Origin of the sequence: Streptomyces sp. NPDC046870, assembly GCF_040704595.1 — a bacterium.
GTDB lineage: Bacteria > Actinomycetota > Actinomycetes > Streptomycetales > Streptomycetaceae > Streptomyces > Streptomyces argyrophylli.
In genome coordinates, this window is sequence record NZ_JBEYXM010000005.1 from 48,185 (window position 1) to 66,863 (window position 18,679).

Genomic DNA, 18,679 nt, shown 5'->3' on the forward strand with positions numbered 1-18,679 from the left:
CGGCTTGAGCAGGCCGCGGAGGAGCAGCAGCCCCTTTCGGCCTTCGCTTGTGGGATCTGCTGCTGCCTGTGTACGTGAGACTGCGGCACGGCCGACAGTGTCGCCTTCAACTCAGCCGAGTTTGGACGATCGTTTATCTCTGGTGGACGGAAGCGATGGATCGTCCAAAGGATCGGGTCGTAGCTTCGTGTGTGTAGCAGGCCGACCCATGCTCTTCCAGGAGTCCCCTTTGAACGCGATACCCCGGATGACGACTCCCCTTGCGCCCAGCGCCACCGCTCTCGAGGTGCTGGACGGCATCGATCTGGCGGGCCGACGTGCGGTAGTCACCGGAGGCGCCTCCGGTATCGGTGCCGAGACCGTCCGTGCCCTCGCCCTCGCCGGCGCGGAGGTCACCGTGGCCACCCGCCGCCCCGAGACGGCCGGATCTCTCATCCGTGAGCTGGCCGGCATTCCCGGTGCCGGACGGGTCCACGCCCAGGCACTGGAGCTGTCCGACCTGTCCTCGGTTCGCGACTTCGCCAAGGAATGGCAAGGCCCCCTGGACATTCTCATCGGCAACGCGGGGATCATGGCACTGCCGCAACGGGTCACCAGCGCTGAAGGATGGGAGATGCAGCTGGCCACCAATTACCTGGGGCACTTTGCGCTCGCCACCACTCTCCTGCCGTCGATGCGGGCGTCCGGCGCAGCACGGATCGTGATGGTGAGCTCGGGAGCGCACCGCGCCTTCCCCTTCGACTTCGACGACCCGCAGTTCGAGCACCGCCCGTACGACCCCTGGGCCGCCTACGGGCAGTCCAAGACTGCCGACGTCCTGCTCACGGTGGGCGCGCGCCGATGGTTGGCCGACGGCATCACGGCCAACGCGGTCAGTCCCGGCTATGTGCTGACCAATCTGCAGCGGCACCTCGACGACGACACCATGCGCTCATTCGGCGTGATGGACGATGACGGCAACGTCAAGCCACTGCCGTACTACAAGACTCCCCCGCAGGGAGCCGCGGGATCGGTGCTGTTGGCTGCCTCTCCGCTCGTGGCCGGCGTGACCGGCCGCTACTTCGAGAACAATCAGGAGGCCGAGGTCGTCGCCGGTGATCAGGGCGAATCCAGCGGTGTCGCCGCGCATGCCATCGATCCGGCAGCCGCGGACCGGCTGTGGGACTACGCTACTGCGGCCATCAGCCACTGAGTGGACCGGCAGCGTGCCGCTGCCGGCGACGAGGTCGTATGCGGCAGACCGGCGCGCCGGCTCGGCACGTGTGTGCCGGTGTCGAGGACCAGGGTGAACATGCCGGTTTCGGCACAGGCGCACCGACGCCCACACACCGATCGACAGGGCACGCTCGTCTCAGGTGTCTGCGCTGTGGTGGGCGTCGCGGGCAAGCAGACCGCGCAGCCGTTGCACACCTCGGGCAGCAGCTGCACTATCGAGGTTGGCACTGTATGGACGTATCTTTCGGCGGCTCTCTCGGCATGGCCGCGTACGAGCATGTGCGGGAACTGTTGCACCCGGCGATCCTCGCACACAGCATCCGGGTATGGCTGATCGCGGACAGCGCAGTCGGCCGTCAGTCTGCGCTCGCCGCGCAGGAGCGGGAGGCCCTTGCCGTCGCTTGCCTCTTTCACGACGCCGGCACCTCCAGCGTGTATGACGGCCCTCAGCGCTTTGAAGTCGAAGGCGCTGATGCGGCTGCAGGCTTCCTCGCCAAGCGCGACGTCGACCCCGATCTGCGACGGCAGGTTTGGGAAGCCATCGCTCTTCATACGTCTCCGGGTATCGCGGAGAGGATGGGACCACTGACGCGTTTCGTCCGCCTCGGAGTGATGGCCGACTTCGGCAGCAGTACGGGCGTGGTTCCAGAAGATCTACGAGCCGCGCTTGAGCAATTCCCACGCGCCGACATCGAGATCGTGCTCGGTGATGCCGTCGTGGCGCAAGCCGTCAGACGCCCGCGCAAGGCTCCGGCTGCAAGCTGGCCTGGAGCGCTGCTCGCTGCTCACTTTGCCGACCCGTCGCATCGAGGCGTGAACAAAGCCTTCTAGGGCCCCGGCCTCCGAAGGCAGGTGATCGCGCGCGCTTGCGCCGCCACAAGGCCGGCGATGCACAGGCCCAACATCCGTCAGTGGTACGGGTCTTTGTCCTGGCCGGGCGCGGAAGCTCCCGTCACTCGGCGGCTCCTGGAGGGCGGCAGGAGCGGACCAGGAACGCGATGGTGCCCCACTGTCGCACGTCGGCCGCGGGCCGCACAGAGGTGGTCCTGATCCGTGGGCTTCGTGCCCATTACTGAGGGGCATCGGGCACATCGTCGCGGCAGTCTTGAGGTCACCGCCGCTGGCGACCGCACTGGGTCGACGCCGAGACGGCGACGACCTCGGGAGACGGACGGTTGCGCAGCCTCATCTACTCACACTGGGAGTCCGCAATGGGTGTCCGTGTTGCCGTGATCTACTACAGCGCGACCGGTAACGTGCATCAACTGGCCCAGGCGGTCGCAGAGGGGGCAGCCGGCCGCAATGCGGACGTGCGCCTGCGCCGTGTACCGGAGTTGGCGCCCGACAGCGCGATCGACGCCAACCCTGCCTGGCGGGCGCACGCGGACGCGACCAAGCACCAAGTGCCCGAGGCGACGCTGGAGGACCTCGAATGGGCGACGGCCTATGCCTTCGGTACGCCCACGCGGTTCGGGCTCGTCGCGTCGCAGTTGAAGCAGTTCATCGACTCGACCGGCGGCCTGTGGCAGGCCGGTGTGTTCCACAACAAGCCGGCCACGAGCTTCACTTCGGCCATGAACCGCCACGGCGGCCAGGAATCAACCCTGCTCGCCCTGAACAACGTCTTCTACCACTGGGGCTCGATTATCGTGCCGCCGGGCTACACCGACCCGCTGCTGTTCGCCGCGGGCGGCAACCCCTACGGCACCAGCTGGCCCAGCAGCGGCGGTGAGGGACCGGACCAGGCGACGCTGGAAGCGGCCCGGTACCAGGGCCGCCACCTCGCCGACATCGCCGAGCGCCTGCGCGGCTGATCTTTTCGAGGGCGGGGCGGCGCCAGCGTGCCATGGCAGGTGATGCCGCTCTGTCCCGCCCGTCCCAAAGCCAGTTCACATCCGCGGCGGTCGGTCTCACGCCGACCGTTGCTGTCCAGGGAGAGTGTCAACTGTGGCATCGGTCATCCGCATACACGAGCACGGGGGACCCGACGTGCTGCGGCTCGAAGCCGCTGAGATCGGTGAACCTGAGCACGGGCAGGTGAAGATCAGGCAAGAGGCCATCGGGGTCAACTTCTTCGACAGCATGCTGCGCGACGGCAGCGTTGACAGTCAGCTGCCCCTGGTGCCGGGATCCGAGGCAGCAGGTGTAGTGGAAGCAGTCGGCTCGGGCACGACGGGATTCGACGTCGGCGACCGGGTGGGTTACTTCGCTTCCGCCGGCGCCTATGCCACCGAGAGGCTGATCGATGCGGCTTTCCTGATCCCCCTGCCGCAGGACATCAGCAGTGAGCAGGCTGCCGGCTTCCTTGCCAAAGGCCTGACCGCCTGGATGGGCATACGCGCCCTCCACAAACTCACCCCTGGCGACGTGATACTCGTGCAGGGGGCGTCCGGGAACGTCGGCTCCATCCTTTCGCGCTGGGCGCGGGCTTCGGGTGCGACGGTCATCGGCGTCGCCGGGTCGAAGGACAAACTCGAGAAGGTGCGGGCGGGCGCCGACCATGCCGTCTTCGCGCAAGCCCCGGACGCGCTCGACGACATCCGGGCCGTAGCGCCGGAGGGCGTCGATGTGGTGTTCGACTTCGTAGGACGCGCGACCGCGGAGCTTTCCGCGGCAGCCGTCCGCGCCGGAGGGACGATCGCTGCCATCGGCGCAGCTTCGGGCCAGGCGAACTTCGATGCCGTCGACCTGTCTCGCCGGGGCGTGAAGGTCGTCAGCGGCGGCGTTCCTCAGTACGTCAACGCCTCGACTGCCGGCAAGGCGTCGGCCCAGCTGTTCCAGGCGATCCGGGACGGCGTCTTCAGCGACCTCGACGTCTCGCGTTACGCGTTCACCGACGCCGCCCGGGCGCACGAGGACATGGCCGCGCGCAAGCTGGCCGGCCTGGCGGTGCTCCTCGTGTGAAGCGCATGGCGCGTCACGCGAGGAGCACGCCTCCTCCGCGCAGGTCCGTGACTTCCGCGGGTCGGCGCTCCTCCAAACCTAGGAGCCACCGTGATCGACGAATCCATGGGCGATGACGTCTACCAGCCGGACGGGTCGGATGTGCAGGACGACATCGGCGTCCTGGACGCCCTGGACACCCTGGACTACCGGGGCGGTGAACAGGCATTGGACGAGGGGTATTCACCCCCGGAGCGGCCCTGGGGCGTCGAACACAGCGGTGTCACCGCATCGGAGCAGCATCGAGGGGAAACCCTGGACGAGCGCTTGGCGGAGGAGGTGCCCGACGTCGAGGCCGAGAGGGGCGATGGCATCGGCGATGCCTGGGACACCGACGGAGAACCGATAGACGACGAGGCTGGCGACGAGCGGGCCGGGCGCCTGCTCGCACCCGACGAGGGGACGCACGAGGTCACAGACTCGGATCTGCTGGCTTTCGACGAGGGCTTGGACGGTGCCGGCGCTTCCGCCGAGGAAGCCGCCGTTCACATCGTCCCGGAATCCGAGTACTGATCGGAGCGAGAAGTACACCGACAGACGCGGTGACCACCGGCTTCGCCGGCCGGCCCACCGGTATCGATGGGCGATCACTCGCCATTCAGGAACGATCTAGTGGCCGCAGCCAGGGTCGCTACGCGCCCTTGGAGGGCTGGCGTCGGGATGAAACGGCCCACGCCGCAGCCCGCCAACATCCGTTGAGATCGCCCGGCGCAGCCGGTTGATGGAGAGGCTCAACAGTGTCCCCACACAAACCCACGCAGGACGCTGCCGGCCCGCCCGCAAGGGGTGCGGCCGGAGTCGGCGTGCGGCACGCCCGAGGCACGCTGCCGGCATGCCATGGAGTGCCTGATGCGGCCGGGTCCGCATCGGCGGACCGCGGGCGCGGCGGCTGGGCGGCGGTCGCCGCGGTCGCTGCTGCGTCATTCGCCCTGATCATGTCGCAGTTCGTCATGATCGCCGTGCTACCGGATGTCGTCGACCAGTTCGGCGTGTCGGCCGGACGTGCGGGCCTGACGGTCGTGCTGCCCGGACTCCTCGCCGCCGTCGCGGCGCCGGCCCTCACCTTGCTGTTCGGGCAGCTGGACCGTCGCATGGTCCTGTGGGGCCTTACGGGAGTCGTCGCACTGTCCGATGCCCTCGCCGCCGTCGCCCCGAATTTCGCCATCCTGACCGCGGCACGACTGGTGCTGGGGGGCGCGATCGGCGCGTTCTGGACCATGGGTGTGGGCGTGGGACCTCGCCTGGTGCCGCCGCAGAAGGTCACCCGGGCCACCTCCCTGGTGATGGCCGGTATATCGGCCGGCACCGTGGTGAGTCTCCCTGTCGGCAACATCATGGCTCAGTACTGGGGCTGGCGATCAGCGATGGCTACTGCGGGCGTGTTGAGTGTCGCCGTCCTGTTGGTGCAACTGCGCACCCTGCCGACCATGCCCGCAGCCAGCGCGCTGCGCGCCGGGGATGTCTTCGGGCTCCTGCACCGTCCTCGCGTGCGGATGGGTCTCGTTCTGTCCGCACTGCTGTTCTTCGGGCACTTCGGCGCTTACACCTTCGTCTCGTCGTTCCTGACGGACCAGGCTGACTTCTCCGCCTCGACGGTCGGTGTGCTCCTTCTGCTTTACGGCATCGCAGGCTTCGTCGGCAATTTCGTAGCCGGGGCGATCTTGGACCGCGGCATCCCTGTCACCCTGGGCACAGCAGCGGCCCTCCTCGCTCTCTCAGTGATCACCCTCGGGCAGTGGCATTCCCAGACCGCAGCCGTCGTCGCCCTGTGCCTGTGGGGTGTGGCCTACGGAGCCATCCCTATCTCCCTGCAGACGTACATGATGCGCGGCAACACGGCCGAGGGCGGACTGGCGTTGTTCGTGACCACCAGCCAGCTGTCGCTGGCGACGGGCTCGTTCGTCGGAGGTCTGGTCGTCGACAGCCTCGGCCTGCCCGCCGACTACACCATCTTCGCGCTTCCTGCGGTCGTCGCCGTCCTCCTCACCGCCACCCGGCTGCGCAGTCTCCTCAGCATCCCTGGTCCAGACGTACAGCCAGCAGCAACAGAATCCGGCAGAGAATGAGAATCCAGTGAGCAAACCACTCCAAAGCGAAGTCACTCTGATCATCAACGGTGCCGAGAAATCGGTCACGGTCGACCACCGTGTGACTCTGCTCGACCTGCTGCGCGAGCACCTCGGCCTCACCGGTACCAAGAAGGGCTGCGATCACGGACAGTGCGGCGCGTGCACGGTGCTGATGGACGGCCAGCGCATCAACAGCTGTCTGAAGCTCGCCGTCGCCGCGGCCGGGGCACGTGTCACGACCATCGAAGGAGTCGCCGACCTGACGGAAGGTGAGGACCTGCATCCACTGCAGGAAGCCTTCGTGGTCAACGACGCCATGCAGTGCGGCTACTGCACGCCGGGGCAGATCTGTTCCGCGCTCGGACTGCTCGCCGAGGCCGATGCCGGTTGGCCCAGCCACGCCACCGCCGACGTGGCGGCAGGAGTCGAGTCGGCGTCTGCGCTCACGCCGGAGGAGATCCGTGAACGCATGAGCGGGAATCTGTGCCGCTGCGGCGCCCACCACGGGATCGTCGCCGCCATCTCCCAGGTAGCAGCAGCAAGGAAGACCCGATGAAGACCTTCGCCTACCAGCGGGCTACGAGCCTCGATGACGCCGTCCAGGCAGTCAGCGCCGACCCGGACACGCTCTACCTCGCCGGCGGCACCAACCTCGTCGACCTGATGAAGCTGCAAGTTCGCCGGCCCCGCGCGTTGGTCGACATCACCCACCTGCCGCTGGACCATCTCACCCACCGGGCGGACGGAGGTGCCGTCATCGGCGCCACCGCGACCAACGCCGTCGTCGCCGGCGATCCGGACATCCGCAAGAACTTCCCTGTGCTGTCGGAGGCCATCCTCGCCGGCGCTTCCGGGCAGCTGCGCAACAGCGCCACCATGGCAGGCAACCTTCTCCAGAAGACCCGCTGCGCCTACTTCCAGGACATCACCAAGCCCTGCAACAAGCGGGCACCCGGGTCCGGCTGCCCAGCCAGGACCGGCGCCCACCGCGACCTCGGCATCCTCGGCGTGTCCTCCTCCTGCATCGCCACCCAGCCATCCGACATGGCTGTCGCCCTGTCCATCTGTGACGCCATCGTGCACATCCGGGGTGTCGCCGGAAAGCGAACCGTGGGTTTGCAGGACTTCTACGTCCCGCCGGGCAAGACCCCCGACCAAGACAACGTCTTGCGGCACGGCGACCTCATCACCGACATCGAACTGCCCGCTCTGCCCGTCGGCGCGGTTTCCCGCTACCACAAGGTCCGCGACCGCTGGTCGTACGCCTTCGCCGTGGTCAGCGCCGCCGCAGCGGTCGTCCTGCGGGACGACGGACGCATCGCCCAGGCCCGCATCGCGTGGGGCGGCGTCGCGCCCCGTCCGTGGCGCGCCTCCATCGCCGAGGCCGAGCTGCTCGGCCACAAGCCGTCCCCGCAGCTGTTCGAGCGGGCCATGCGGGCCGAACTGCAGCACGCCACCCCGCTGCCGCACAACGCCTTCAAGGTCGACCTCGTCGCCGATGTGACGGCCGCCTTGCTGGAAGACCTCATCCGCAGCGCGCAGGAGAGGAAGACGCGATGAGCGCGGTCGGCTCCCCCTACGAACGTCAGGATGCCCGGGCCAAGGTCACCGGAGCAGCCACCTACGCCTACGAGCACCACATCGACGGCGTTCTGTATGCCTGGCCGGTCATCTCGACCATCATCAAGGGCCGGGTCACCGGCCTGGACACACGTGTGACCACGAGCGTCCCCGGCGTGGTGGCAGTCCTGCACGCGGGCAACGCCGCCCGGCTGAACTCCCCCATCGATCTGGGGCCCGTGCAGCAGGCGGCCGTGGGCGAGTTGTACGTCCTGCAGTCGGACAAGGTCGCCTATCGGGGGCAGATCGTGGCCGCAGTCATCGCCACCTCGCTGGAGGCCGCCCGCCAAGGCGCGGAGAGCGTCGTGGTGCACTACGACGAGCAGCCGCACGATGTGGAGCTGCGCCCACGCGACCCCCGCGCCTACGTGCCCGACATGGTCGGCGACCTCGGCCCCGGCAACGTGGTCCGAGGTGACGCGGACAGTGCGCTCCACACGGCCGAGATCGTACTGGACATCGCCTACACCACGCCCGCGCAGCATCCGCATCCCCTTGAGCCCCACGCCACCATCGCCGGCTGGGCAGAGGGGCGACTGACGCTCTACAGCTCCGAGCAGGGCCCCTCCAACACCAGCCAGGCCTTTGCGGCCTTGTTCGGGATGAGCCCGGATGACGTCGAGGTGGTCAGCGACTACGTCGGCGGCGGGTTCGGCGCCAAGGCGTCACCGCGTCCGCCTGCGGTACTGGCAGCGCTGGCGGCAAAGCTGGTCGACCGGCCCGTGAAGGTCGCCTGGAACCGGGCACTGATGAGCATGCACGCGACCTACCGGTCACCTACTATCCAGCGAGTGCGGCTCGGTGCCGACCACGACGGCACACTCCACGCCATTGTGCACGAAGCCGAGCACATGACGTCCGCGCTGTCCGACTACGTCGACCAGACAGCCAGCTCGGCGCGGATGATGTACGCGGCCGAACACGCACGCACCACCGCCACGGCCGTGCGCCTGGACGTGCCTTCGCCCGGCTGGATGCGCGGGCCCGGAGAAACGCCGGGCATGTTCGCCCTCGAGTGCGCCATGGATGAGCTCGCCTATCAGCTCGACGTGGATCCCATCCAGCTGCGCATCCGCAACGAGCCTGCGGTCGATCCCTCAGACGGCAAGCCGTTCAGCAGCCGCAACCTCGTCGCCTGCCTCACCACGGGCGCGGACCGCTTCGGCTGGGCGAGCCGGGACAGGCGACCGGGCATCCGCCGGGAAGACCGATGGCTCGTGGGCACCGGCGTGGCGGCATCGCGCTATCCCGTCTTCACCGTGCCCAGTCGCGCCGTGGCCACAGCGGAGACGGACGGGACTTTCACCGTCGCCATCGGCGCCGTCGACATCGGCACCGGATCGAGGACGGTTCTCACGCAGATCGCCGCAGACGCCCTGGACGTCCCGATCGAGCGTGTGCGCCTGGAACTCGGCCGCGCCTCCTACAGTGCGGCCGCTTTCGCCGGTGCGTCGTTGGGCACCGCCTCCTGGGGGTGGGCAGTCGACAAGGCCGGCCGCGCCCTGAGGCAGCGGCTGCAGGCAGGGGCGCAGCTCGGGGTCACGGTGGAGGTCGACACGACCGAGGAGGTGAGCGCGATGAAGGACGTCAGCCGCAACGCCTACGGGGCCCAGTTCGCCGAGGTCAGAGTGCACACGGTGACGGGTCAGATCCAGGTGCCGCGCATGCTCGGCGTGTTCGCTGCCGGACGCATCATCAACCCGCGAACCGCCCGCTCCCAGCTACGCGGCGGCATGATCATGGGTATCGGGGGCGCGTTGATGGAAGCTGCTGACATCGACACCACGTTCGGCGACTTCGTTCAGTCCGATCTCGCCGGCTACCACTTCCCCGCGCACGCCGATGTCCGTGACATCGACGTCGTCATGCTGTCCGAGGCCGACTCCCAGCTGAGCCCCGTCGGCGGCAAGGGCATCGGTGAGATCGGCATCGTCGGAGCGGCCGCGGCGATCGCCAACGCCGTGTACCACGCAACGGGCACGCGCTTCCGCGATCTGCCACTGCACCTGGAGGACGTCAGGGCGTCCCTTCCAGCGATGGCGGCCGTCGAGTGATGGAGCGGACAGGCCGCCGGTACATCTTCGCCCCAAGGCCCTGACTGGTCCGCTCCCCCTCCGAAGGCGACCCCGCCATCTTCTGGCCGACACGTCGCCGACCCCATGAACGGCTGCGTCGAGCAGATCGTATCCTGCTTCGATAACGGCACAAATAAGGAGTAAAAGTATGAAGGTTCTTGTAACAGGTGCTTCGGGTAATGTGGGCAGTCTTGTGGTACGCACACTCTCCGAGCGGAAGGTCGCGGTGCGCGGGGTCGTACGCCGCGAGAAGAGCGCCGCGGCGCTGCGCGCACGGGATCTGCCGGGCGTGGAGGTCGTGGTCGCCGATCTCGCAGATGAGAAGGCCGTTCCCGCCCTGTTGGACGGCATCGACGCGGTCTTCCTGGCCACGGGCAATACCGCTGATCAGCTGACGCAGGAGCAGCAGGTCATTCGGGCCGCAGCCGCCGCGGGGGTGCGGCGGCTGGTCAAACTCAGCGTCGGCGGCGCCTCGCCTGACGCACCGCTGACCCTGGCTCGTGTGCACTATGCCGCGGAGCAGGAACTGGCATCCAGCGGCCTTGCCTACACGGTGCTGCGGCCTGCGTTCTTCATGGACAATCTGCTGCAGTACGTCCCCTGGATCGACTCCTCCGGGCAGCTTCCGCTGCCGACGGGCGACGGGGCGATGGCGATGATCCACGCGCAGGACATCGCCGATGTCGCGGCAGTGGAACTCACCTCGGAACTCACCGGCAACCGCGACCTGGCCCTGACCGGTCCGGAGGCGCTCACCATCGGCCAGGCTCTCCACCGTGTGGGGCAGGTCGTGGGCCGGCAGCTCAGCCACGTCGACTCCACCCGAGAGGAGTTCCTGCGCCGGTACATCGAGGCGGGCGCCACGCCGGAGTATGCGGAGGACATCGCCACCCTCTACGACGGCATCCTGCGTCCGGGCTACGGCGCGGCCATCACCGACACAGTCGAGAAGACGACGGGCTCCTCACCGCGCAGCATCGACGACTTCGCCCGCGACCACGCCGCGGACTTCTCCCCCACCGGGGCCACAGGGAGCTGACCGCCCGACACAGCCTCGTGCGGCGGTGCTCGCATCCCCGGGTCAGCGCTGCCGCACGGTCCACAGCCGTCGTTCGCCGCGCTGTCGGTTTGCGGCGGTGACTGGTCTCCATGGTCAGGCACGACCTGCGTCGTGCGGGCGTCGCGCCCCGGGGAGTGGTACGTCGCGACGGGCAAGACGTGCGGCTCTGCGTGAACTGGTCCAACCCCAGACCGTGTTCAAGCCCGCGGTAGTCGTGCTCGGTCCGCTACATCATCTTCGCCCACCGCACCAGGACAGCGACCGGGGGTGATGGCAGGCAGGTTGGTACCGGGCCCGGCGGGGTGGTGACCGGCGGCGATGTCGACAACAGGCCGCAGCAGGAGGGGGACTGGGCGCAGCAGCGTTGAGCAGCCTTGGGTGCGAGCTGGCGCCGGCTTGCAGCAGGGGGGTTTCTTCCGGGGATGCCGGGTGGCAGCTATGCGGTCTTGAAGCGGTGCTGGTAGGCGCGCGGAGAAACCCCCAGGCGGGTGATGAAGGCCCGTCGGAGTGTCTCCATGCTGCCGAAGCCGGACATGTAGGCGGTGTCGGTGACGGACTCGCCGCGGTCGAGCAGGGATCGGGCGGTGTCGAAACGCACCTGTTCCACGAACTTGGCGGGGGTGGTCTGCAGCTCTTCCTGAAAGAGTCGGCAGAGGTGGCGGGGACTGACGGCAGCGCGGCTGGCCAGGTCGGTGAGGGTGTACTGAGCCGAGGGGTCCGCCACGATGTCCTCGGTCAGCTTGCGCACGAGGGGGTTGCGGGGCACGCTCGTCCTGTCTGCGGCCTGCGAGGAGCGGGGTTGGTACACCACCAGGTCACGGGCGACGATGCTGTGCACCCTCTCACCTTGGTCCTCCTTGAGGAGGTGCAGGGTGAGGGCGATCCCGGCGCCCTCACCGGCAGAGGTGATCAGATCGCCGTCACAGACGAGTTCGCTGTCGTGGATGACCTCGGCCCGCGGGTAGAGCTCCTGCAGACGCTGCGTGTGATGCCAGTGCGTTGTCGCCTTCCGGCCGTCGAGGAGGCCGGCGGCACCCAGGACGAACACGCCGGTGCAGACACTGGCGACCCGCCTGGCACGACTGGCGAGGTGGCGTGCCGCGGAGATGTGCTCGGGGGCCAGCGTACGGTTGGGCAGGCTGCGGCCGCCGGCGATGATGACGGTGTCGAGAGGCCCTTCGTCGTGAGCATTGCAGTCGGCGTACAAGGGGAGCCCACTACTGGTGGTCACGTTCTTGCCGTCCGGCGAGCAGACGACGAACTCGTAGTTCCTGCTGGCGTGACGGGACTCGGCGAAGACCTCTGAGGGTGCAGCGACATCGAGCATGGACACGCCGTCGACGACGAGTAGAGCAACCCTACGCGTGACAGCAGTGTCCGGATTTGATCCGGTCATGGGGCTGATCGTAAGAATCATCTTGTAGATGTGTCAATTGTTTAGAGGCATCTTCCACGTGTAGGTAATGGCAGGCATCTGCTTCACGGTTGGCAGCGCCGACCCCTACCCGACGCACGGCGCAGAAGAGAGTGACGGCACGTCACAAGGAAGCTGTGCAACCACACTCGCTTCGCAGAGTGACTGGAGAACTCGCCGGCTCTTACCTGAATGAGAGCGGTGACCTGGTCATTTCGCAGCTCTCCTATGCAAGAGGCAGTTCTCCTCTGTACACACAGTCATCGATCCGGCCGATCGGCAAGGGCTCCCCCCTGCCCTGAGGCGGTGCTCTGTGCACCCTCACTTCGACCGCACAGGGCCTGCGGGGTGCGTTCAACCCATGCCTGAGGCAACGTACATGGGGCGACGTACCGGGGGCGCTTGAGGCGAACTATTTCAATCGTCAACGACTCCCATAGCCAGGTTGTCAGCCATAGCTGGCCCTTTTCACCCCGTTCGGCCCCGAGAAGTCAGAGCGTTTTCAGCCACGCTGTGTGAATGAACATGACGGGCGGACCGGTTTCGAGCTGCCTCATAGGGCAGGTTTCGAATCCGCGAGTAGGTGAGCGCACCCAAACGGATGCCCTGCCGGACGAGTCGGGAGCCCAGGGATAGTGGTGCCCTGAAGGGCACTGATACGTGATACGTCGACCTTGTAAAGTGGAGGGATGAGTGATTCTCCGCGTTGGCTCTCAGCAACCGAGATGCGGGCCTGGCGTGGCCTGCTGCGCATGCACGACGTGCTGGTACACCGCACGGGCCGGTCCCTGCAGAGTGAGTTCGGTCTGTCGGGCACCGATTACACGGTCCTGGCGGAGCTCACGCGCGTGCCCGACGGCCGGCTGAGGATGGTGGAACTCGCCAGGACCCTCGGATGGGAGAAGAGCCGGCTGTCGCATCATGTTGCCCGTATGGCGAAGCGAGGGCTGGTCGAGCGGGAAGAGTGCACTGACGATCGACGCGGGGCCTACGTCGCGGTCACCTGGGAGGGGCGCGAAGCGATCACCGCCGCAGCCCCGCGTCATGTGGAGGACGTCCGAGCTCTGTTCCTTGATCACCTCACTCCGGGGCAGATCACGCTATTGGCGGAAATGACCGATCTCGTGCTGGAGAAGCTCCGCACCGACGACTGAGCATCGCCGTCCGTCCGGTCTTCCGGGCGGCTTTGTCCGCCGTGCATCCCCAGACCAGCAGAGGGGTGCACAGATCCTTGGGATGCTGCGCCGGGGCACGCCCAGTTCCGCTGTGACGCTGCAACGCGGGGGCCGCACTCCGAGGACGTTGCGTCCTCGGCTACGCGAACGCCGTTGCAGTGGGCCGGCGGCCCATACCCTCGAGGGCCGGCGCTACCTCGAAGGTGTGTCACCAAGTACATTGGTCAAACCTGACTCCCCCCCGTTTTCCGAAGATCTGCCCGACGAAACCGCCGTTGGAACTGGCCGTCCGTGCCTTGTTGCCGATGTGTCGGCCGGGCGGAAGAGCACATGCGGCTGCACCGGTGGACCGCCGTGCGGGTCTGGAAGGCACCGGCTGCTACACGGCGCCGTCGTGGCAGGTCTTATGCCGTGGCTGCCGAAGCCGCCGCACGGGCAGTGCAGGCGGGGACCGCCACAGCCTCCGGGATGACATGGGTCGGCTACGAGCGGAACTCATCCGCACTGTCACACGCTGGCGCCCGGCATCCGAACCGAACACCTTGTTGACGGTCACCGAACTGGCGATGAAGTCCATCGCCCACCGTTACCAACAGCCCGACGACGAAATCACGGAGCTCAACCGCCACCTTCAGCGGCTGGTCGGCCAGGCTGCACCTGACCTGGACTCCTCCGGCATGCCCCATCGGATGGTCCGGGGTCCGGCAGGGCGCGATCCACCGTGAGGTGACATGTACGGTCGTCCCGATCTGAGGGGTACCTGCCCATTCTTGAGGAGCATCGCCAACCGAAGGCAGGCACGCTGGTTGAAGCCGGACCGCGAAGTGGCCACGAGCCGGGAGACCTAACAGTTGGCCTCGCCCCAGCCGGTAGGGCCCGGGCACCACGAGTGTCATGACAAGTGGGAGAACAAGAAATGCATGCCCCAGAACGGACTGACTCGTGCGGAGGCCGACAACTCGCAAGGCTGCCATGAACATTACCCGTCAACCCACTCACCACGATCTTTACCCGCATGGTGAGGAGTGAACGTGTCGCCCATGAGCACGCCGATGACCGGGCAAACTGCCTGCGGAGCCGAGAACCGCAGCCCGCTGCGCACCTTCATGCGTACCGAGACCAGCAGCGCCGCCGCCCTGTTGACAGCTACCCTCGCGGCGCTGGTGTGGGCGAACACGGCGCCAGGCACGTATGACTCCTGGTGGCACACTCGAGTGTCCCTGCGATTCGGTCCGGCCGGCATCTCCCTGGACCTGCGCGACTGGGTGAACAGCGGGCTGATGGCCCTGTTCTTCTTCGTCGTCGGCCTCGAAGCCCGACGCGAGTTCGACCTGGGGGAGCTCCGCGAACGCCGACGGCTAGCCCTGCCGGTGATCGCAGGGCTCAGCGGCATGCTCGTCCCCGTCGCCCTCTTCATCGCCGTCAACGCCGGCGAGTCCTCCGTGCACGGCTGGGGCACCGCCATGTCCACCGATACAGCGTTCGCGCTCGGCATCCTCGCCGTCTTCGGCGACCGGCTGCCCAGCCGCCTGCGCGTCTTCCTGCTCACAGTCGCCGTCGCCGACGACTTCCTCGCCCTCGTGGTGATCGCGGTCGCCTACAGCGGGACCTTGCAGCTTCCCGCCCTGGCCGTCGCATGCGCAGTGCTCGCCGCCCTCCTGGCCTTGCGGCTGGCCGGCGTGCGCATCTCGGCGGTCTACGCGCTCTTGTCCCTGGTGCTGTGGGCAGCGCTCCTGCAGTCTGGGGTGGACCCCGTGGTCAGTGGCCTCATCATGGGCTTGCTGATCTACGCGCGCTCGGCCGACCGGCAGGCACTGGAAAGCGTCAGCGGCCTCTTCCGGCGCTTTCGCGAGCAGCCGACACCGGAACTGGAACGCACCCTGCGCCGGGGACTGTCCTCGACCATGTCCCCCAACGAACGCCTCCAGCGGATGTTCCATCCCTGGACGAGCTTCGTCATTGTGCCAGTGTTCGCGCTGGCCAACGCCGGCATCACCATCAGCGCCGGCCAACTCGCCGACGCGGCCACCTCGCCCCTGACCCTGGGTATCGTGCTCGGCTATGTAGCGGGCAAGCCACTCGGAATCACCTCCGCCGCCTGGCTCGCGGTGCACGCCAGCGGGGGGCGTCTGCGCCCACCGGTCGGCTGGGGAGCCGTCGCCGCCGGTGGCAGCCTGGCGGGCGTCGGCTTCACCGTATCGCTCCTCATCGCCGACCTCGCCTTCACCGGCGCTCAACTCGAAGACGCCAAAATCGGCATCCTGGCCGCCGTCCTCTGCTCGTTCCTTCTCACGTGGCTGGCCACCCGGCTGCTGGCCCTGCTGCCCGCGCAACGGCGAGCCCGCGCACTGCTCGGCCAGGAGCAGACCATCGTCGACCTCGGTGAGCCGGTGGACGCCAGACGTGACCACATCCGCGGATCCCTCAACGCGCCGGTCACGCTCGTCGAATACGGCGACTTCGAATGCCCCTACTGCGGCCTGGCGGAGCCAGTGGTGCGCGAACTGCTCGCCTCCTTCGGCGACGAGGTGCGCTACGTCTGGCGACACCTTCCTCTGTCGGATGTACACCCCAACGCGCAGCTGGCCGCCGAGGCGGCTGAAGCCGCCTCACTGCAGGGCCAGTACTGGCAGATGCACGACATGCTGCTGACGCACCAAGGTGCCCTGCAGGTCAAGCACCTACTGGTCTACGCAGAACAGATCGGGCTCGACGGCGACACGTTCCGCAACGACCTCCGCAACCGTGCGGGCTCCGAGCGCGTTGCCGAGGACGTGCAGTCCGCAGACCTGAGCGGTGTCTCGGGGACGCCGACGTTCTTCGTCAACGGCCGCCGCCATTACGGGGCCTACGACATCGGCACCCTCTCGGCAGCCGTACGCACCGCCCGGGTGCAGGCAGCGCTGGCGTCCACGAACAGATCCCTGCATCGGTGACGTCCCATCACGTCGGTGGCCGTCCGATGCCGGCTCCAGACCGGGGAGCCCCTTCCTGTGGATGCCACCGCGTTTACTGCCGTTCCAAAGTGGGTCGCGGAACTGATACGCGTATGACAGCGAACATACATGTCCGTCAAGAGTCGTGCGGAGGTGACCGCGAAGCCTTCCCAGCAGTCTGCAAAACCCGAGCCGCCATGAGGTTCAAACCCTGAGCCACTGAAGGTGTGGGTAAAGTGTCCTCTATCCATTAGGGTGTGTTGCATGACCCGCCGCTCCGGTATGGAGGTTGTCGGCGTCGCCGAGACGCGACTGACCCGCGATCTTCACCGCCGTGCCACCACGCTGCTCTCACAGGCCGCTCCGCGCCCGTCGGTGCGCCTGGACGCGTTCCCGGCTCTCTCCGAGCATGTGTCGCCCGAGAGCTGGGCTGCCCTCTCCCAGGAGGTCATCGCCACGTCGATGGAGGCCGCGTGTCTGGCCGAGGGCTTCTTCGACGTGGGCACGCCGGAGGAGGTGTCTCAGGTCCTGGCCAGGCTCTCCGAGTCGGCGCAGTTCGTGCCCATGATCCGCGAACAGGCGCAGGCGGCTCTGACGGTCCTGTCGGGCACGGTGGGGAGCTGATCGCGTGGACCTCGGCCTGGCAGTGCCCTTCATCGATCACGAGTTGTTGCTGTCGTGGGCGCAGCGCGCGGATCAGGGTCCGTACCGCCGCATCGGGCTTCCCGACCGGGTCGTTGACGACAATCCGGAGACCCTGGTGATGCTTGCGGCCATGGCGGCGGTGACTACTCGTATCCGGCTGCAGTCGGAGATCCTGCTGGCTCCTGTGCGGGAGCCTGTGATGCTGGCCAAGCAGTGCGCCACGCTCGACCGCCTCTCCGGCGGCCGCTTCACTCTCGGTGTGGGCATCGGCGCCCGTGAGGAAGATTTCCGCGCTGTGGGCGCGGACTTCTCCCGTCGCGGTCAGCGCTTGGACGAACAGTTGGCGGTGATGCGCCGGGTTTGGTCAGGTCTTCCCGTCACGGCGGACGCCGGGGTCGTGGGGCCAAGCCCGCTCGATGCCCGGGGGCCGCAGCTGCTCTTCGATGCCTTCACGCCGAACGCTCTCGCTCGCATCGCCCGCTGGGGTGAGGGGCTTTTGTGCGCCGCGCTGCCCGAGCAGGCCGGCGGGATGCTGCAGCTCGTCCGCCGGCAGTGGCAGGAGGCAGGGAGGATCGGCAAGCCGCTGCTGATCGGACAGATCAACGTCGCTCTCGGACCGGAGGCGACCGTGGATCAGGCGCGGGCGAACATGCTGCGCTACTACGGCTTCGCGCCGGCGTTCGCCGAGCTCAGCGCAATGGAGATGATCACCACCGAGGACGGCATCCGACAGGCCATCGACGCCTACCGCGAGCTCGGCGTGGACGAAGTCATGCTCGGCTGCTGGTCCGATGACATCGGGCAGATCGACCGCCTGGCCGCCCTCGCCGGCTGAGATTGCTCACGGAGCTGCGAGCAAGGCCCGCCTTGCAGCCCCGGCGAGCCACTCCTCGGCGTCGTCGAAGCTCCAATGTCTGTGGCCCACCAGGCTGAACCAGGCATCCTGGCCGACGTGGAACCACAGCAGGTCGACCGCCTTGCTGGTATTGCCGCCGGGGGCGAGTGCGTTCATCTGCTCAAGACGATCGACGACGGCCGTGAGCTCCTTGATGTATTCGGCGTTGCCGGCGGCGAGCACCGCTGCGGCGGCCGGTTCGGCGTGGCACTGCGGCACCAGCGCCGCCAGGGAACGCCAATGCCGTTCATGCACCTGCCGGGTCCCCCGGGCCGTGATGTTGATGACCTCCCGCGGATCGTCCGTTTCGAAAATGCTCCGCATCGTCTCTGCGACACTCGGATCCTTGATGGCGGGCGCGAGGAGATCTTTGAGGATGTCCGCCTTCCCGCCAGTGCTGGCGTAGACGGTCTGCAAGGCCACCTCTGCGGCCGCCGCGATGTTCGCGACCGTCACCGCCGAGTAACCCTCTGCGATGAACAGCTCGTGTGCGGCATTCAGGATTGCCGTCCGTGTGTCTGCAGCCCCCTGCTCGCGGCGAGGCGATCGATACCTCCTGGTGGTCATCTGCTCCTCACCCTGCCTGGCCAAACACCTTGGATGCCGTACCTTACCTCTCCTCTGCGCTGCGC

General features: G+C 67.5%; 16 protein-coding genes. 14 read left to right on the top strand and 2 right to left on the bottom strand.

All coding sequences use genetic code 11. The annotated features are described in order from the left end of the window. Positions 1-247: 247 nt before the first annotated feature. The 10 genes from AB0946_RS13655 to AB0946_RS13700 all read left to right on the top strand — a co-directional run bounded on the left by AB0946_RS13655 (position 248) and on the right by AB0946_RS13700 (position 10,961). The gene (locus tag AB0946_RS13655; protein WP_366761085.1) at positions 248-1,192 is read left to right on the top strand and encodes an SDR family NAD(P)-dependent oxidoreductase; all 945 of its coding nucleotides are present in this window, start codon (positions 248-250) and stop codon (positions 1,190-1,192) included. A gap of 254 nt (positions 1,193-1,446) precedes the next feature. Beyond that, entirely contained in the window at positions 1,447-2,046 is a 600-nt protein-coding gene (locus AB0946_RS13660) for an HD domain-containing protein (RefSeq protein WP_366760749.1), read from the top strand. 380 nt (positions 2,047-2,426) lie between these two features. Further along, positions 2,427-3,029: an NAD(P)H:quinone oxidoreductase gene (gene wrbA, locus AB0946_RS13665; protein ID WP_366760750.1), complete on the top strand. Its 603-nt coding sequence runs from the start codon at positions 2,427-2,429 to the stop codon at positions 3,027-3,029. A gap of 133 nt (positions 3,030-3,162) precedes the next feature. Continuing rightward, entirely contained in the window at positions 3,163-4,119 is a 957-nt protein-coding gene (locus AB0946_RS13670) for a zinc-binding dehydrogenase (protein ID WP_366760751.1), read from the top strand. Positions 4,120-4,224: 105 nt separating this feature from the next. After that, entirely contained in the window at positions 4,225-4,671 is a 447-nt protein-coding gene (locus tag AB0946_RS13675; RefSeq protein WP_366761086.1) for a DUF5709 domain-containing protein, read from the top strand. A 329-nt stretch (positions 4,672-5,000) separates the two neighbouring features. Next, positions 5,001-6,224: an MFS transporter gene (locus AB0946_RS13680; protein WP_366760752.1), complete on the top strand. Its 1,224-nt coding sequence runs from the start codon at positions 5,001-5,003 to the stop codon at positions 6,222-6,224. Between the two features lie 7 nt (positions 6,225-6,231). Continuing rightward, positions 6,232-6,783 (top strand): 2Fe-2S iron-sulfur cluster-binding protein, encoded by a 552-nt coding sequence (locus AB0946_RS13685; protein WP_366760753.1) that lies wholly within the window; start codon positions 6,232-6,234, stop codon positions 6,781-6,783. Beyond that, positions 6,780-7,787: a xanthine dehydrogenase family protein subunit M gene (locus AB0946_RS13690; RefSeq protein ID WP_366760754.1), complete on the top strand. Its 1,008-nt coding sequence runs from the start codon at positions 6,780-6,782 to the stop codon at positions 7,785-7,787. The genes AB0946_RS13685 and AB0946_RS13690 overlap by 4 nt, the downstream gene beginning before the upstream one ends. After that, complete coding sequence (locus tag AB0946_RS13695) at positions 7,784-9,901, top strand: xanthine dehydrogenase family protein molybdopterin-binding subunit (protein WP_366760755.1); 2,118 nt, start codon at positions 7,784-7,786, stop codon at positions 9,899-9,901. Before AB0946_RS13690 ends, AB0946_RS13695 begins: the two co-directional genes overlap by 4 nt. A gap of 169 nt (positions 9,902-10,070) precedes the next feature. After that, positions 10,071-10,961, top strand: a complete 891-nt coding sequence (locus AB0946_RS13700) for an NAD(P)H-binding protein (protein ID WP_366760756.1) — start codon at positions 10,071-10,073, stop codon at positions 10,959-10,961. Between the two features lie 457 nt (positions 10,962-11,418). Here the strand turns inward: AB0946_RS13700 and AB0946_RS13705 are convergent, their stop codons facing one another. Continuing rightward, positions 11,419-12,399: a DJ-1/PfpI family protein gene (locus AB0946_RS13705; RefSeq protein WP_366760757.1), complete on the bottom strand. Its 981-nt coding sequence runs from the start codon at positions 12,397-12,399 to the stop codon at positions 11,419-11,421. A 686-nt stretch (positions 12,400-13,085) separates the two neighbouring features. Here AB0946_RS13705 and AB0946_RS13710 point away from each other — a divergent pair. The 4 genes from AB0946_RS13710 to AB0946_RS13725 all read left to right on the top strand — a co-directional run bounded on the left by AB0946_RS13710 (position 13,086) and on the right by AB0946_RS13725 (position 17,987). Then, positions 13,086-13,550: a MarR family transcriptional regulator gene (locus tag AB0946_RS13710; protein ID WP_366760758.1), complete on the top strand. Its 465-nt coding sequence runs from the start codon at positions 13,086-13,088 to the stop codon at positions 13,548-13,550. Positions 13,551-14,611: 1,061 nt separating this feature from the next. Next, positions 14,612-16,507: a Na+/H+ antiporter NhaA gene (gene nhaA / locus AB0946_RS13715; protein ID WP_366760759.1), complete on the top strand. Its 1,896-nt coding sequence runs from the start codon at positions 14,612-14,614 to the stop codon at positions 16,505-16,507. Positions 16,508-16,771: 264 nt separating this feature from the next. Beyond that, positions 16,772-17,131: a hypothetical protein gene (locus tag AB0946_RS13720; RefSeq protein ID WP_366760761.1), complete on the top strand. Its 360-nt coding sequence runs from the start codon at positions 16,772-16,774 to the stop codon at positions 17,129-17,131. 4 nt (positions 17,132-17,135) lie between these two features. Then, positions 17,136-17,987, top strand: a complete 852-nt coding sequence (locus AB0946_RS13725) for an LLM class flavin-dependent oxidoreductase (protein ID WP_366760762.1) — start codon at positions 17,136-17,138, stop codon at positions 17,985-17,987. A gap of 6 nt (positions 17,988-17,993) precedes the next feature. Here AB0946_RS13725 and AB0946_RS13730 read toward each other — a convergent pair whose 3' ends face one another. Further along, positions 17,994-18,614 carry a TetR family transcriptional regulator gene (locus AB0946_RS13730; RefSeq protein ID WP_366760763.1) on the bottom strand — a complete coding sequence of 207 codons (621 nt, stop codon included), beginning with the start codon at positions 18,612-18,614 and terminating at the stop codon, positions 17,994-17,996. Positions 18,615-18,679: the final 65 nt, after the last annotated feature.

Excerpts from the sequence above, each read along its gene's own strand:
- AB0946_RS13655 (WP_366761085.1), top strand. The coding sequence starts at position 248 with ATGACGACTCCCCTTGCGCCCAGCGCCACCGCTCTCGAGGTGCTGGAC.
- AB0946_RS13660 (WP_366760749.1), top strand. The coding sequence starts at position 1,447 with ATGGACGTATCTTTCGGCGGCTCTCTCGGCATGGCCGCGTACGAGCAT.
- wrbA (WP_366760750.1), top strand. The coding sequence starts at position 2,427 with ATGGGTGTCCGTGTTGCCGTGATCTACTACAGCGCGACCGGTAACGTG.
- AB0946_RS13675 (WP_366761086.1), top strand. The coding sequence starts at position 4,225 with ATGGGCGATGACGTCTACCAGCCGGACGGGTCGGATGTGCAGGACGAC.
- AB0946_RS13690 (WP_366760754.1), top strand. The coding sequence starts at position 6,780 with ATGAAGACCTTCGCCTACCAGCGGGCTACGAGCCTCGATGACGCCGTC.
- AB0946_RS13695 (WP_366760755.1), top strand. The coding sequence starts at position 7,784 with ATGAGCGCGGTCGGCTCCCCCTACGAACGTCAGGATGCCCGGGCCAAG.
- AB0946_RS13700 (WP_366760756.1), top strand. The coding sequence starts at position 10,071 with ATGAAGGTTCTTGTAACAGGTGCTTCGGGTAATGTGGGCAGTCTTGTG.
- AB0946_RS13705 (WP_366760757.1), bottom strand. The coding sequence starts at position 12,399 with ATGATTCTTACGATCAGCCCCATGACCGGATCAAATCCGGACACTGCT.
- AB0946_RS13710 (WP_366760758.1), top strand. The coding sequence starts at position 13,086 with ATGAGTGATTCTCCGCGTTGGCTCTCAGCAACCGAGATGCGGGCCTGG.
- nhaA (WP_366760759.1), top strand. The coding sequence starts at position 14,612 with ATGAGCACGCCGATGACCGGGCAAACTGCCTGCGGAGCCGAGAACCGC.
- AB0946_RS13720 (WP_366760761.1), top strand. The coding sequence starts at position 16,772 with ATGACCCGCCGCTCCGGTATGGAGGTTGTCGGCGTCGCCGAGACGCGA.
- AB0946_RS13730 (WP_366760763.1), bottom strand. The coding sequence starts at position 18,614 with ATGACCACCAGGAGGTATCGATCGCCTCGCCGCGAGCAGGGGGCTGCA.